This is a genomic window from Streptomyces sp. NBC_01618 (assembly GCF_045209435.1).
Lineage (GTDB): Bacteria > Actinomycetota > Actinomycetes > Streptomycetales > Streptomycetaceae > Streptomyces.
The window spans coordinates 1,969,357-1,983,166 of record NZ_CP109297.1 but is presented as its reverse complement, the minus strand read 5'-3'; the positions used below and the strand labels follow the sequence as shown (position 1 = coordinate 1,983,166).

Sequence of the window (13,810 nt, the reverse complement as noted above, 5' to 3'; positions counted from 1 at the left end):
GTTACACGAGACAGGAGGTTTCGTCATGGCCCACTCGTCCGCAGCAGCCGCACCCCGGCGCCGCGCAGACGGCCCTGCCCCCTCACTGACCGGCCCGGCAAGCGATGTCCATCCCGTTCTGCGCCGCACCCCGGCGCCGCCCGCCGCCCTCGATCTGCTCGCCCAGGCCCGCACCGGCCTCGACGAGGCCGCCGTTCTCGATGTGCCGAACGAGCGGTATGCCACCGCCCACCTCGCCGCGCTGCGCACTGCCGCCGCCGTGCTCGCCGCGCGGGCCCGCCCCGAGACCTCCAGGCGACGCCGGGAGCGGATCCGCAGCGCCTGGGAAATCCTCCCGGAAATTGCCCCCGAGCTGACCGAATGGAGCGCCCTGTTCGCCTCGGGAGCCCGCCGCAGGGCCCGCGCGGAAGCCGGCATACCGGGCGCGGCCAGCCGGCGGGACGCCGACGACCTGCTGCGTGACGTGGAAATGTTCCTGCGCCTGGTGGAGCGGCTGCTGGTGCTTCAGCCGGTGCTTCCACGGGCCCGGAAGGAGCAGCCCGACGCGGGGTGACGGAGACGGTGGCGCGAGGCAATAGGGTGGACAGCACGTGTACCACCTGCACTGTTCACGCTCCGCCGTCAGTGGCGGCACCGTGCCGAGGAGTCATCTGCCGTGTCGGACCAGCTGCGCCCCCGCGCCTCCCTCCGTACCGCTGTGGTCTGGGAGGTCCTGAAGGACGCCCTCGACCACCGGGTCAAGGCGACCGGCCGGGACGCCCTGGATGTCCTGGACACCGGCGGCGGCACCGGCAACTTCGCGGTGCCGGTGGCCCGTCTCGGCCACCGGGTCACCGTCGTCGACCCCAGCCCCAACGCGCTCTTCGCCCTGGAGCGCCGCGCCGCCGAGGCCGGGGTCGCCGACCGGGTTCGCGGGGTCCAGGGCGACATCCACGGCCTGTTCGAGGTGGTCGAGCGCGGTGGTTACGACGCGGTGCTGTGCCACGGAGTCCTGGAGTACGTGGACGACCCCGCCGAGGGTGTGCGCAACGCGGTCGAGGCGCTCCGGCCGGCCGGAGCGCTCAGCCTGCTTGCCGCCGGGCTCGGCGGTGCCGTTCTGGCCCGGGCGCTCGCCGGTCACTTCACCGAGGCCCGGCAGGCGCTCGGCGACCCGGCGGGCCGCTGGGGCGAGGGGGACCCGGTACCCCGGCGCTACACCGCGGAGCAACTCACCGAGCTGGTCTCCGCGGCGAACGTCGAGGTCGGCGCGGTCCACGGCGTACGGGTCTTCGCCGACCTCGTACCGGGCGTCCTGGTGGACACCGAGCCCGGTGCCATGGAGGCCCTGCTCAAGCTCGAGGCGGCCGCGGCCGAACTGCCCGCCTTCCACTCGGTCGCGACGCAGCTGCACGTACTGGGCACGAAGCGCGCCTGAGACGTTCTGGGCGCGATGCGCGGCCGTGCTCGGTGCCGTGCGCGACCGGGTGCCGGTGGTAGCGCGGCCGTAGCGCGGCTGATCAGGGACGCAGCCGCAGATGGAGTACGGCCCAGGACCCCCGATCGGGGGCTTCGCCCCGTATGATCGGGGGACACCATCCGGCATGACGGATCGGAGGTTGGGGAATCAACGCCTCAGCAGCTGAGCCGTTGTGGCGGCCCGGACTGGCTGATTGGCAAAGAGGGCGGGTTTCACGGGGGCGAATCCCTGCCTATCCTGGAAGGGCCGCATACCGGCCGCCCCCCGCGGCCGACGACGAGGAGGACTCCGTGCCGCTCTCGGAGCACGAGCAGCGAATGCTCGAGCAAATGGAGCGAGCGCTGTACGCCGAAGATCCCAAGTTCGCGACAGCGCTCGAGGGAAGCGGGCTGCGTACGTACACCCGGCGACGGGTCTACCAGGCGGTCGCAGGCTTCCTGGTGGGTATCGCGCTCCTCATGGCCGGAATGGTCGCCCAGCAGATCTGGATCAGCGTGGTGGGGTTCCTCGTCATGCTCGGCTGTGCGGTCCTTGCGGTCACTGGTTGGCGCAAGGCGCCCAAACCGGGCGAGCGGCAGGCAGCCGGAGGTGGCGACGACAGCCGTCGGCCCAGGCAACGCCGGACCGTGATGAACCGGATCGAGCAGCGGTGGCAGCGCCGCCGTGACGAGCAGGGCCAATAGGCCCCGGACAATCTTTGGGTGAGGGGCGGCCGCGTTTCCGCGGCCGCCCCTCACGCGTGCCCGGGGGCACCTACCTCCGGGCGGTCCCGGGCCGCCTACCGGCTGTCCCCTTCGCTGATCGAGGCCGGGGGCGGGCACCCGGCCCACGCCTCTCCCGTCACCCATGCCGACGGGACGGCGGCACGATGTTTGCGGGCATCGCGCTCACGCCCCGCCCCTCACGTCCCGCCGCTCACCCCTGCTGGCGGGACGGCCGCCGCAACCACCCCGTCCACCGGTCCCGGCCCCACCGCGCCGCCCACCCGCCGGTGAGCGCCGCCCAGCGGTCCGACGCCGCCCAGATCACCCGAACGGCCGAGCGTGGTGCGACGATCGCGCGGGCCCGGGCGAACCGGCCGGACGACGCCCGCAGGCCCGCCCGTACCGCCTCCACGTCCTCGGCGAGCCCGGTACCCGACCGGGGCTCCGGGGCGTAGAGCACCTGCTCCACCGCCCCCGCCACCCGGTGCACCGCGGCGGCCACGTCGGGTTCGAGCTGCCCCAGCCGCACCACCCTGGCCGCCGTCTTGCGCGGGGTCCGGGAATCGTCCGGCTCGATGCCGTGATCCCACGCCGTGTCGATGATCTCCCGCCAGGCTGCCAGCGTTCTCGCCGTCGCGTCCGCCGGCGTACGACCCGCGGAGAAACCGAGCCTGTGCTTGCGGGCCCGAAGCCGCCAGAGCATCGGCAGCAACGGCAGCACCAGGATCACCAACGCGCCCAGGACCACGCCGAGGACGGTGCCCGTGGGCGTCCCGGAATCCGTCGGGGCCACCACTCCCGGCGCCGCCGAGCTGCCGCACTCGCCCTGCTTACGCAGCTGGGCCGGGCAGCTCTCCGCGACGGACGGCGCGACCGTCGGAGCGGCCGAGGCGCTCTTCTCCGGCCGGGCCGGGTCGGACGTGCCGCCCGACGGGGCGTCCGGCTGGGTGTAGGACGGGGCGGTGCCCCGCGTCGGGGTCGGCTCGAAACGGGTCCACCCGACACCCTCGAAATACAGCTCCGGCCAGGCATGCGCATCACGCAGTCCCACCGACACCGAACCGTTCGACTGCGCGGTGCCGGGAGTGAAGCCCACCGCGACCCGGGCCGGAATGCCCAGCGTGCGCGCCATCGCGGCCATCGTGAACGAGAAATGGACGCAGAAGCCCCGCTTCTCCTTCAGGAACCGGCCGATCGCCGCGCTCCCGGTGCCCGAGTTCACCGAGGTGTCGTAGCTGAAGCCACCCTCCGATGCGAAGAAGTTCTGCAGCTTCACCGCCCGCTCGTAATCGTTGCTCGCGCCCTTCGTCACCCGGTCCGCGGTCTGCCTGACCACCTTCGGCAGGGAGCCGGGAACACGGGTGTACTCGCGCTGCAGAGCGACCGGCGCGGCACCCGCTGCGGCCAGCTGATCGGCGGTCGGCTGGACCACCAGACTGGAGACCTGGTACTGCGCACCGCGGGTCGTCTCCCCGCCGTCACCGACGAGGGTCCGTCCCATCGGTTCGTACCGCCAGCGTCCGCCGATCCTGACCTCGGTCGCGGGGTAGGGGAGCGGCAGATAGGTCTGCTGGTAGGAGCTCGACGCGGAGATGTTCGTGCTGATCTCCGTGACCGTGACGTCCGGCCCGAGACCCTCCGGTGTCGGGAGTCGTTTCGGCACACCTTCCAGGCGGCGCGTGGAGGGCCGCCATTCGTTCCCGTTGAACTGGTCCAGAGCCAGGATCCGCAGGTAGAAGCCCTGTGGGTCGGTGGAATTGGTGCGGTAGGACATCACCTCCCGGTTCTCCGGTTGGTTCAGGTTGTTCTGCAGCGAGACCAGAGGGTTCACCGCGGAGATGGTGCCTCCGCCGCCGCTCCCCTTGCCGTTCTCGTTGCCCGTACCGGCCAGCAGACCGCTGTCGAGCGCGGGCAGCGCCGCCGGTACGAACAGTGAGATCCCCAGCGCCAGCGCGCCGATGCGGCGGCCGGTGCGGACCGGTGCCGTCGGGCGGTCCGCGGAGAACGCCGCACCGGCCGTCGCCCCGCCCCGGGATCCGGCCGCGCCGCTGAAGACCCGCCCCCACTGGGAGAGCCGGTCCCGGCCCTCGGCAAGCAGAAGCAGCAGATAGCCGCCGGCCGCGAGCAGGAACCAGAGCCAGTCCGCTCCGCCCTCGGTCAGCCCCGCGGCGACCGAGTACAGCGCGAGGAGCGGCAGACCGGCCGGGGCCGCGCTGCGGAACGTCACAGCGAGCGCGTCCACGATCAGGCCGACCAGCAGGACACCGCCGATCAGCATCAGCCGAATGCCGTCCGTCACGGGCGCCGGAGCGGCGTACCTTCCGACATCGTTGGCGCCCGACATCAGCAGATCCGCGAGTCGCTGGACGGCCTCCGGACCCGGCAGGACCCCGATCAGAGCCTGCCCCCTGGCGAAGACGACCGTCAGCAGGACGAGCGTGACCAGCGTCTGCGCCACGACGATCAGCATCCGGGGCACGGGCGCCCGGCGGGCGAGCATGCCCGTCCCGCTCTGCACCGCCAGGAGGAACGCGGCCTGCAGGATCCACGCGGCCGGCTCGACCAGTGGCAGCATCGAGCCCGCCACCATGAGCGTCGCCGCAAAGGCGCACAGCGTCAGCCGACCGCGACCACTCATGACCATCCCCCGGAGAAACCTGTCGTGCCACCTGTCGTGCCGCCGACGGCAGCCGACTGCGTCGTCACACCCGGGTGTCCCGCCGCCTGCTGCCAATAACGGGCGAGACCGGTCCCGGGCTTCACGGCCACCGCCGTCCAGCCCGATTCACGCAGCAGCCGAAGCCGCCGCTCGAACGCCGTGTCCGCCCCCGCGGGCGGGACGTCGTCATGTACCCAGGCAGTGCTGTCCAGCACGAACGCGACGGCGCCGCCACTGCGCTGCCGCATCCGGGCCGCCACCGCCGCCTGCTCCTCGTCCAGATCACCGAAGAACGCGATCAGCAGCCCCTCGTTGCCGCCGCGCAGCACGTCGTACGCGCGCGACAGACCGCCCCCCTCGGAGTGATCGACCACCGCCAGGGTGTCCATCATCAGCCCCGCGGAGTCGGCGGACTCCTGCGTCGATCCGGCGAAGCCGCCCTCGCCCTCGCCCGGCACCGCGTTCCCGTCGTCGGTCAGCAGCCGGACCGCGAAGCCGCGCTCCAGCATGTGCACCAGCGTGGACGCGGCCCCCGACACCGCCCACTCGAAGGCGGAATCGGGCCCCGACCCCTGATAGGCGATCCGCCGGGTGTCCAGCAGCACCGTGCATCTGGCCCGCTGCGGCTGCTCCTCGCGGCGCACCATCAGCTCGCCGTACCGCGCGGTGGAGCGCCAGTGGACCCGGCGCAGATCGTCTCCGTGGCGGTAACCGCGCGGAATCACGTCGTCGTCACCGGCCAGCGCCAGCGAACGCTGCCGCCCCTCGCCGTACCCCGAGGCCTCGCCCGCCAGCCGTACGGGCGGCAGCGGCTCGGTCCGCGGAATGACGACGAGGGTGTCGTACGCGCTGAACGAACGGGTCAACTCACACATCCCGAACGGATCGCTCAGCCGCAACTGCAGCGGCCCCAGCGGATAGCGCCCACGCAGATCCGACCGCACGCGGTAGGACACCTCGCGACGGCCGCCCGCCTCCACCCGGTCCAGCACGAACCGGGGCCGCGGCCCGAGCACGTAAGGCACCCGGTCCTGCAGCATCAGCAGCCCGGTCGGCAGCCGGGACACATTCTCCATCCGCAGATGCACCCGCGCCTCCGTGCCCGCGGACACCCGGGAGGGCGAGAGCCGCCGGGTGCCCGTGACCCGGTAACGGGTGCGGACGAGCACCATTACGCAGACCAACGGCAGCGCGGCGAGCAGCAGTCCGACCCGCAGTAGATCCGCCTGCCCCAGCACATAGGCGCAGACCGCCGCAGCGACACCGGCCGCGAGGAAGGACCGCCCACGCGTGGTCAGTCCGCTCAGAGCGGCCCGCAGCGCGCCCTTTCCGTCGCCGTCGTCCATCGAGGCCGGCCCCCCGGCGGTCATCACACCCGCCGTACGCCGGGCTGCTGCCGGCCGTACACCGGACGGCCCGGCTGGTGCTGGGGCTGCACCCGTGGGACGCCACCGCCGTCGCCTGCCGTCGGCACCGGTGTCTGCTGGAGGATCTCCAGCACGACCTGCTCGGAGGTACGGCGGTTCAGCTGGGCCTGGGCCGTCGGCAGCAGCCGGTGCGCGAGCACCGGGACCGCCAGCGCCTGCACGTCGTCCGGCAGGCAGTAGTCCCGGCCGCTCAGCGCCGCGGAGGCCTTGGCCGCGCGCAGCAGGTGCAGGGTGGCCCGCGGCGAGGCGCCGAGGCGGAGATCGGGATGGCTGCGGGTGGCCCCGACGAGCTCCACCGCGTATCGCCGCACGGCGTCGGCCACATGGACCGTCCGTACCGCGTCGATCAACTTCACGATGTCGTGGGCGTGCGCCACCGGCTGGAGATCGTCGAGCGGCGAGATCCCGCCGTGCACATCGAGCATCCGCAGTTCGGCCTCCGCATTCGGATAGCCGATCGACACCCGCGCCATGAACCGGTCCCGCTGGGCCTCGGGCAGCGGATAGGTGCCCTCCATCTCCACCGGGTTCTGGGTGGCCACCACCATGAACGGGTCGGGCAGCTCGTACGTGTGCCCGTCGATGGTGACCTGGCGCTCCTCCATCGACTCCAGCAGCGCCGACTGGGTCTTCGGCGAGGCCCGGTTGATCTCGTCGCCGATCACGATCTGGGCGAAGATCGCGCCCGGCTTGAACTCGAAGTCGCGCCGCTGCTGGTCGAAGATGGACACACCGGTGATGTCCGAGGGCAGCAGGTCCGGCGTGAACTGAATACGGCGCACCGAGCAGTCGATGGACCGCGCCAGCGCCTTGGCCAGCATCGTCTTGCCGACGCCGGGGACATCCTCGATGAGGAGATGCCCCTCCGCCAGCAGCACGGTCAGCGAAAGCCGTACGACCTCGGGCTTGCCCTCGATCACACTCTCCACCGACCTGCGCACCCGCTCCGCAGTCGTGGTCAGATCTGTGAGGCTCGCTCGATCGTCATAGGTCGTCACCCGGCCCTCCTCGGCCCTGCCCCACGCTCACCAGGAGCAGGGGATTCCCCAGTCACGGACCGACGCGCGCGCAGCGGCCCGGCCCACCCCGAAACACGGACACCCCTCCGGAAACGAAACGTCCGGCGAGATGCCACATGCGCATTCTTGTTGCCGTTACCGCTTCGTGTCACTCGCCTGTGGATAAGTCGCGGCGACATGTCGGCTTCGGTGGGTTTGTCGTCTCCGGATGGACGTCATCCGGGCCGGCGGTCAGGACGCGGACGCGGGGAAGATCTCGCGCAGCAAGCCGCTGGTCACGTCGAAGACGAAGCCGCGGACGTCATCGGTGTGCAGCAGGAACGGCGAGGTGCGCACGCGCTGCATCGACTGCCGTACGTCCTGGTCCGCGTCCTTGTACGCCTCGACGGCCCAGACCGGACGCTGGCCGACCTCGACCTCCAGCTCCTGGCGGAATTCCTCGGTGATCGATTCCAGACCGCAGTTCGTGTGATGAATGAGTATGACGCTGCGAGTGCCCAGGGCCCGCTGGCTGATGGTCAGCGAACGGATCACGTCATCGGTGACCACGCCGCCCGCGTTGCGGATGGTGTGGCAGTCGCCGAGCGACAGACCGAGAGCGTCGTGCAGGTCGAGCCGGGCGTCCATGCAGGCGACCACGGCGACGCGCAGCACCGGCTTGGCGTCCATGCCCGGGTCCTCGAACCCGGCGGCGTACCGGACGTTCGCCTCGACGAGGCGGTCGGTGACCGTGCCCCCGGTGCGGGCCCGGTCAGCAGGGGGCGCGGAAGGCCCGGCGGGGGAGTGTGCGGAAGTCGACATGGTTATGACGTTAGCTCTCGGCGGTGGTCGCGTCGCGCTGTGAGAAGGGACAAAGAACGTCAACGAGGCTTGTTGTGAGTTAACCCACAAGCCTCACAGCTGTTCATTCGGCCGGGTGAACAGGGGGCGGGGCGACGCGCTGCCCCGCTGATTGATCGGGAATCGATCGAATGGCAGGGTGGACTAAAGTGACGGGAAGTTACCGACACCCTGCACATTCCGTAGATTTCCCCCGTGTGCGGCGTACGTACGGTCCGGCCCTCTCCCGCTCGCCGGTCGGCCGACGCCTCTTCCCCGGCGCCGGTTGCCCTCCCCTTCTGAGCGGGCGGGGACCAGGCCGTACGTACCACCGCACGGGACCTGAGCCTGAGAGGGCGCATGAGCCAGACCCGACACGTCCCGGTGATGCTCCAGCGGTGCCTGGACCTGTTGGCCCCGGCTCTGGAGGCGCCGGGGCCGCAGCAGCCCGTGGTCGTCGACTGCACCCTCGGCCTCGGCGGGCACAGCGAGGCGCTGCTCTCCGCCTTCCCCTCCGTACGGCTCATCGCGCTGGACCGCGACAAGGAGGCGCTTCGGCTCTCCGGTGAGCGGCTCGCCCCGTACGGCGACCGGGCCACCCTGGTCCACGCGGTCTACGACGAACTGCCCGAGGTGCTCGCCCGGCTCGGCATCCCGAAGGTCCAGGGCATCCTTTTCGACCTCGGCGTCTCCTCCATGCAACTGGACGAGGCCGACCGCGGATTCGCGTACGCCCAGGACGCCCCCCTCGACATGCGCATGGACCAGAGCGCCGGTATCAGCGCGGCCGAGGTGCTCAACACCTATCCGCCGGGCGAACTGGTACGGATCCTGCGGGCGTACGGCGAGGAGAAGCAGGCCAAGCGGATCGTCTCCGCGATCGTGCGCGAACGCGAGAAGGAGCCGTTCAGCAACAGCGCCCGGCTCGTCGAGCTGATCCGGGACTCGCTGCCGCAGGCCGCCAAGCGCACCGGCGGCAACCCCGCCAAGCGCACGTTCCAGGCGCTGCGCATCGAGGTCAACGGCGAGCTCGCCGTCCTGGAGCGGGCGATTCCGGCCGCCGTGCAGAGCCTCGCGGTCGGCGGCCGCATCGCCGTCCTCTCGTACCACTCGCTGGAGGACCGGCTGGTCAAGCAGGTCTTCGCGGCGGGCGCCGCGACCACGGCGCCGCCCGGACTGCCGGTCGTGCCCGAGCGCTATCAGCCCCGGCTGAAGCTGCTGACCCGCGGCGCGGAGCTGCCCACGGAGGAGGAGGTCGCCGAGAACCGGCGCGCCGCTCCCGCCCGGCTGCGCGGCGCCCAGCGGATCCGCGAGGAGGAACGATGAGCGTCCGGTCTCCGGGAACCCGGACACCGGCGACGCCAGGGGCGGCGCGGTGAGCAAAGCGGCCGGGCAGTTGAAAGGGCGGGCGGCGCGGCTTGCCCGGCTGATGCCGGCCGGGCCCAGCAACGCGGCCCGTACCCCCTTTGTCCTGCTGGTCGTGCTGCTCCTCGGCGGCGGCCTGATCACGCTCCTGGTGCTCAACTCGGCACTCAACGAAGGATCGTTCAGGCTGAGCGAGCTGAAGAAGCGGACCACCGAGCTCACCGACGAGCAGCAGGCCCTCCAGCGTGACGTCGACAGCTACTCCGAGCCGGACGCCCTGGAGCGGCGAGCCCGCGAACTGGGCATGGTGCCCGGCGGCAGCCCCGCCTTCCTCGACCCGGACGGCAAGGTCCGCGGCGTTCCCGCACAGTCCACCGCCGAGCCGGCCCCCGCACCGCCGCCGCGGAAACCCCGTACCCCTGAGAAGCCTCCCGAGAAGCCCCCCGCGACCGCCCCGACCACGTCCACCGGCGCCCCGACGCAGGCCACCGGATCGCCCTCGCCCTCGAACCCGCCCTCTTCCGCGGCCACCCCTTCGGGCGCCGCCGTGAAGCCCAGCACCTCCGCGGCCCCGCACGCAGGGCCGCGTACCCCGGCAGTCCAGCCCTCGACGAGCCCCGGCAGGTGACGCAGTGTCCCCCAAGGAACCACCGCGCCGCCGGGTCCCCGGCCCCGCGCGCCCCCGCAACGCCATAGGCGGCCAGGGGCGCCCCAGACCCGCCGCCCGCCGCCGGCCGTCCCCGGCACCGCGCGCCCGCGCGCCCCGCAACCGGACCGCGCGCCCCCTGCGTCTCGGCAGCCCGCGCCCCCGGCTGCGCCTGGTCAGCGTGGCCCTGACGCTCGTCATGCTGGTGTTCGTCGTCCGGCTCCTCCAGGTCCAGGCCATCGACGCCAACGCGTACGCGGCCAAGGCCAAGGAGAACCGCTACCTCAGCTACACGATCTCCGCCGAGCGCGGCGAGATCACCGATCGCAGCGGTATCGCGCTGGCCACCAGCGTCGACGCGTACGACATCACCGCCGACCCGTCGATGTTCACGCCCGAATTCAGCAAGGCCCCCGACGCACCCCGGCAGGCGGCGGCACTCCTCGCCCCGATCCTCGGCGCCGACGCCGCCGAGCTCACCGCGAAACTTTCCAAGAAGGGCCGATACACAGTCCTGGCCCGCCGGCAGACCCCGCAGGTCTGGAACCAGATCAGGGACCTCAAGTCCGTCTTCGCCGAGAAGGCGGCGAAGGACAAGGCGGCCGGCGGCCCCGGAGCCAATGTGCTGGCCGGGGTCTTCCAGGAGTCGACCACCAAACGGGTCTACCCCAACGGAGGGCTCGCCGCCGGGATACTGGGATACGTCAACGCCGAAGGCAAGGGTGCGGGCGGCCTCGAATCGCAGCTGGACAAGGAGCTCGCGGGCGAGGACGGCAAGATCAAGTACGCCCAGTCCGGCGGCCGGCGGGTGCCCACTGCGGGCACCAAGGAGGTCCCGGCCGTCGCCGGGTCCGACATCGAGCTGACCATCGACCGCGACATCCAGTGGGCCGCCCAGCAGGCCATCACGGACCAGGTGAAGAAGTCCAAGGCGGACCGCGGCTACGTGGTCGTGCAGAACAGCAGGACCGGCGAGGTCCTCGCCATGGCCAACGCACCCGGCTTCGACCCCAACGACCTCTCGCAGGCCGACGCCGCGTCGCTGGGCAACGCGGCGCTCCAGGACGCGTACGAGCCCGGCTCCACCAGCAAGGTCATGTCCATGGCCGCAGTGCTGGAGGAGGGCGTCGCCACCCCCGCCACCCACGTCACCGTTCCCAACCGGCTGCACCGCGGCGACCGGCTCTTCAAGGACGACATCGACCACCCCACCTGGTACCTGACGCTCAACGGCGTACTCGCCAAATCCAGCAACATCGGCACCATCCTGGCCACCGGGGAACTGGGCAGGACCCAGGCCCAGGCCAACAAGGTCCTCTACTCCTACCTGCGCAAGTTCGGGATCGGCTCGCCGACCGGCCTCGGCTACCCGGGCGAGACCCCCGGCATCCTCGCCAAGCCCGAGGACTGGTCGACCTCGCAGCAGTACACGATCCCGTTCGGCCAGGGCCTCTCGCTCAACGCCATGCAGGCCGCCTCCATCTACTCGACGATCGCCAACGGCGGGGTCCGCATCGAGCCCACGCTGGTACGCGGCACCAAGGGCCCCGACGGCCACTTCAAGGCCGCCCCCGCTCCCGAACGGAGCCGGGTGGTCAGCGAAAAGACCGCCAAGACGCTCGCCACCATGCTGGAATCGGTGGTCGGGGACGAGGAGGGCACCGGAACGAAGGCCAAGATCCCCGGCTACCGGGTGGCGGGCAAGACCGGTACCGCCAACCGGGTCGACCCCGTACGTGGCGGCTACCACGGCTACACCGCGTCCTTCGCGGGCTTCGCGCCCGCCGACGACCCGCAGATCACCGTCTACTGCGCGATCCAGAACCCCACCAAGGGCAGCTACTTCGGCGGCCAGATCTGCGGACCGATCTACAAACGGGTCATGGAGTTCGCGCTGAAGACGCTCCAGACCCCACCGTCCGGCAGCGGGTCAGCCCGGCTGCCGGTGTCCTTCCAGCCCGGCGAGTGAACACGGGGAGACCGACCAGTGACAACCATCACCCCCGATCCCGGGAACCGGAACGGGAACCACCAGAACCCCGCCCCCTCACTTCGCGAGAGGCCGGGTGCGCCCGGTACGCTCACCGCCGTGCCCCACGCTGATCAGTTCCAAACCACCCAGAAGGACGCGCCTGTGAACTACCCGGGAGCGCCCCGCCCGGACCGGATCGGACCGACACCCCTCGGGGATCTGGCAGCCCGGCTGGGAGTCGAACCGCCGGGAACCGGCGAGGTCACCGGCATCACCCACGACTCGCGGGCGGTCCGTCCCGGCGACCTGTACGCGGCCCTGCCGGGTGCCCGCTTCCACGGCGCCGACTTCGCCGCCCAGGCGGCCGGCCTCGGCGCGGCCGCCGTCCTCACCGACCCGGCGGGCGCCGAGCGCGCCGCCGCCACCGGGCTGCCGGTACTGGTCACGGAGGATCCGCGCGGCCGGATGGGCGAACTCGCCGCCGAGATCTACGGACGGCCCGGCGCCGGCCTCCTCCAGATCGGCATCACCGGAACCTCCGGGAAGACCACCACCGCGTACCTCATCGAGGGCGGCTTCCGCGGCGCCGGGCGCGCCACCGGGCTGATCGGCACCGTGGAGACACGGATCGGCGACGAGCGCATCAAGTCCGAGCGCACCACCCCCGAAGCCACCGACCTGCAGGCCCTGTTCGCCGTCATGCGCGAACGCGGGGTCGACGCGGTGACCATGGAGGTCTCCAGCCATGCCCTGGTGCTCGGCCGGGTCGACGGCTGCGTCTTCGACGTCGCCGTCTTCAACAACCTCAGCCCGGAGCACATGGAGTTCCACACCGGGATGGAGGACTACTTCCAGGCCAAGGCACAGCTCTTCACCCCCCGGCGCAGCCGACAGGGCGTCGTCAACTTCGACGACGAGTACGGCCGCAGGCTGATCGCCGAGGCGAGTGTCCCCGTCGTCACCTTCTCCGCCGAGGGCCACCCGGACGCCGACTGGCGCGCCGAGGACGTCGAAGTCGGGCCGCAGGGCTCCACCTTCACCGTCGTCGGCCCCAAGGACGAGCGGATCGCCGCCAGGGCCCCGCTGCCCGGCCCGTTCAACGTCGCCAACACCCTCGCCGCGATCGTCACCCTCGCCGTCGCGGGCCTCGACCCGCAGACCGCCGCCGACGGCGTTGCCGCCGTGCCGGGCGTCCCCGGCCGACTGGAACGCGTCGACGCCGGACAGCCGTACCTCGCGGTCGTCGACTACGCGCACAAGACCGACGCCGTCGAATCCGTGCTGCGTTCCCTGCGGAAAGTCACCCAAGGCCGGCTGCACATCGTCCTCGGCTGCGGCGGCGACCGCGACACCACTAAACGCGGCCCGATGGGCGCCGCCGCGGCCCGCCTCGCCGACACCGCCGTACTGACCTCCGACAACCCCCGTTCCGAGGACCCCCTCGGAATCCTCGCCGCCATGCTCGCGGGCGCCGCCGAGGTGCCCGTCCACGAGCGGGGCGACGTCCTGGTCGACGCCGACCGGGCCGCCGCCATCGCCGCCGTGGTCGCCCGCGCCGAGCCCGGTGACACCGTACTGATCGCCGGCAAGGGTCACGAGCAGGGCCAGGACATCCACGGCGTGGTACGCCCCTTCGACGACCGCGTGGTCCTGCGCGCGGCCATCGAACGCTCCTTGGGGCACAGCGGACCCGACAACACCGCCCATCGCGCCCACACCCACGAGAACAGTCAGGGATGACCA

Annotated in this window: 11 protein-coding genes; 7 read left to right on the top strand and 4 right to left on the bottom strand. The window is 71.8% G+C overall.

The annotated features are described in order from the left end of the window. The first annotated feature begins 25 nt into the window (after positions 1 to 25). The 3 genes from OH735_RS09375 (at position 26) to OH735_RS09365 (ending at position 2,139) form a co-directional block, all read left to right on the top strand. Positions 26 to 553 carry an SAV_6107 family HEPN domain-containing protein gene (locus OH735_RS09375; RefSeq protein WP_406380923.1) on the top strand — a complete coding sequence of 176 codons (528 nt, stop codon included), beginning with the start codon at positions 26 to 28 and terminating at the stop codon, positions 551 to 553. A gap of 102 nt (positions 554 to 655) precedes the next feature. Further along, entirely contained in the window at positions 656 to 1,414 is a 759-nt protein-coding gene (locus OH735_RS09370) for a methyltransferase (protein WP_406380922.1), read from the top strand. Positions 1,415 to 1,746: 332 nt separating this feature from the next. Further along, positions 1,747 to 2,139, top strand: a complete 393-nt coding sequence (locus tag OH735_RS09365; RefSeq protein ID WP_406380921.1) for a DUF3040 domain-containing protein — start codon at positions 1,747 to 1,749, stop codon at positions 2,137 to 2,139. Positions 2,140 to 2,371: 232 nt separating this feature from the next. Here the strand turns inward: OH735_RS09365 and OH735_RS09360 are convergent, their stop codons facing one another. From OH735_RS09360 to OH735_RS09345, 4 genes are all read right to left on the bottom strand, one after another. Then, complete coding sequence (locus OH735_RS09360; protein WP_406380920.1) at positions 2,372 to 4,798, bottom strand: DUF3488 and DUF4129 domain-containing transglutaminase family protein; 2,427 nt, start codon at positions 4,796 to 4,798, stop codon at positions 2,372 to 2,374. Continuing rightward, positions 4,795 to 6,189: a DUF58 domain-containing protein gene (locus tag OH735_RS09355; RefSeq protein ID WP_406380919.1), complete on the bottom strand. Its 1,395-nt coding sequence runs from the start codon at positions 6,187 to 6,189 to the stop codon at positions 4,795 to 4,797. The genes OH735_RS09360 and OH735_RS09355 overlap by 4 nt, the downstream gene beginning before the upstream one ends. After that, positions 6,189 to 7,244: an AAA family ATPase gene (locus tag OH735_RS09350; protein WP_406380918.1), complete on the bottom strand. Its 1,056-nt coding sequence runs from the start codon at positions 7,242 to 7,244 to the stop codon at positions 6,189 to 6,191. The genes OH735_RS09355 and OH735_RS09350 overlap by 1 nt, the downstream gene beginning before the upstream one ends. Before the next feature lie 252 nt (positions 7,245 to 7,496). Further along, positions 7,497 to 8,066, bottom strand: a complete 570-nt coding sequence (locus tag OH735_RS09345) for a beta-class carbonic anhydrase (RefSeq protein WP_406380917.1) — start codon at positions 8,064 to 8,066, stop codon at positions 7,497 to 7,499. Positions 8,067 to 8,444: 378 nt separating this feature from the next. Between OH735_RS09345 and rsmH the strand changes: the two genes are divergently transcribed. Genes rsmH through OH735_RS09325 form a run of 4 tightly spaced genes read left to right on the top strand, consistent with a single transcriptional unit; the run spans position 8,445 to position 13,807 of the window. Beyond that, positions 8,445 to 9,410 carry a 16S rRNA (cytosine(1402)-N(4))-methyltransferase RsmH gene (gene rsmH, locus OH735_RS09340; RefSeq protein ID WP_406380916.1) on the top strand — a complete coding sequence of 322 codons (966 nt, stop codon included), beginning with the start codon at positions 8,445 to 8,447 and terminating at the stop codon, positions 9,408 to 9,410. Between the two features lie 49 nt (positions 9,411 to 9,459). Beyond that, positions 9,460 to 10,077: a septum formation initiator family protein gene (locus OH735_RS09335; protein WP_406380915.1), complete on the top strand. Its 618-nt coding sequence runs from the start codon at positions 9,460 to 9,462 to the stop codon at positions 10,075 to 10,077. Between the two features lie 4 nt (positions 10,078 to 10,081). Then, positions 10,082 to 12,064 carry a peptidoglycan D,D-transpeptidase FtsI family protein gene (locus tag OH735_RS09330; protein WP_406380914.1) on the top strand — a complete coding sequence of 661 codons (1,983 nt, stop codon included), beginning with the start codon at positions 10,082 to 10,084 and terminating at the stop codon, positions 12,062 to 12,064. Positions 12,065 to 12,082: 18 nt separating this feature from the next. Then, a complete protein-coding gene (locus tag OH735_RS09325; protein WP_406380913.1) occupies positions 12,083 to 13,807 on the top strand; it encodes a UDP-N-acetylmuramoyl-L-alanyl-D-glutamate--2,6-diaminopimelate ligase in 1,725 nt (574 codons plus the stop codon). The last annotated feature ends 3 nt before the right edge of the window (positions 13,808 to 13,810 follow it).

Bases quoted from the DNA above. Each gene is read 5' to 3' on its own strand.
- OH735_RS09375 (WP_406380923.1), top strand. From the start codon at position 26: ATGGCCCACTCGTCCGCAGCAGCCGCACCCCGGCGCCGCGCAGACGGC.
- OH735_RS09360 (WP_406380920.1), bottom strand. From the start codon at position 4,798: ATGAGTGGTCGCGGTCGGCTGACGCTGTGCGCCTTTGCGGCGACGCTC.
- OH735_RS09355 (WP_406380919.1), bottom strand. From the start codon at position 6,189: ATGACCGCCGGGGGGCCGGCCTCGATGGACGACGGCGACGGAAAGGGC.
- OH735_RS09345 (WP_406380917.1), bottom strand. From the start codon at position 8,066: ATGTCGACTTCCGCACACTCCCCCGCCGGGCCTTCCGCGCCCCCTGCT.
- rsmH (WP_406380916.1), top strand. From the start codon at position 8,445: ATGAGCCAGACCCGACACGTCCCGGTGATGCTCCAGCGGTGCCTGGAC.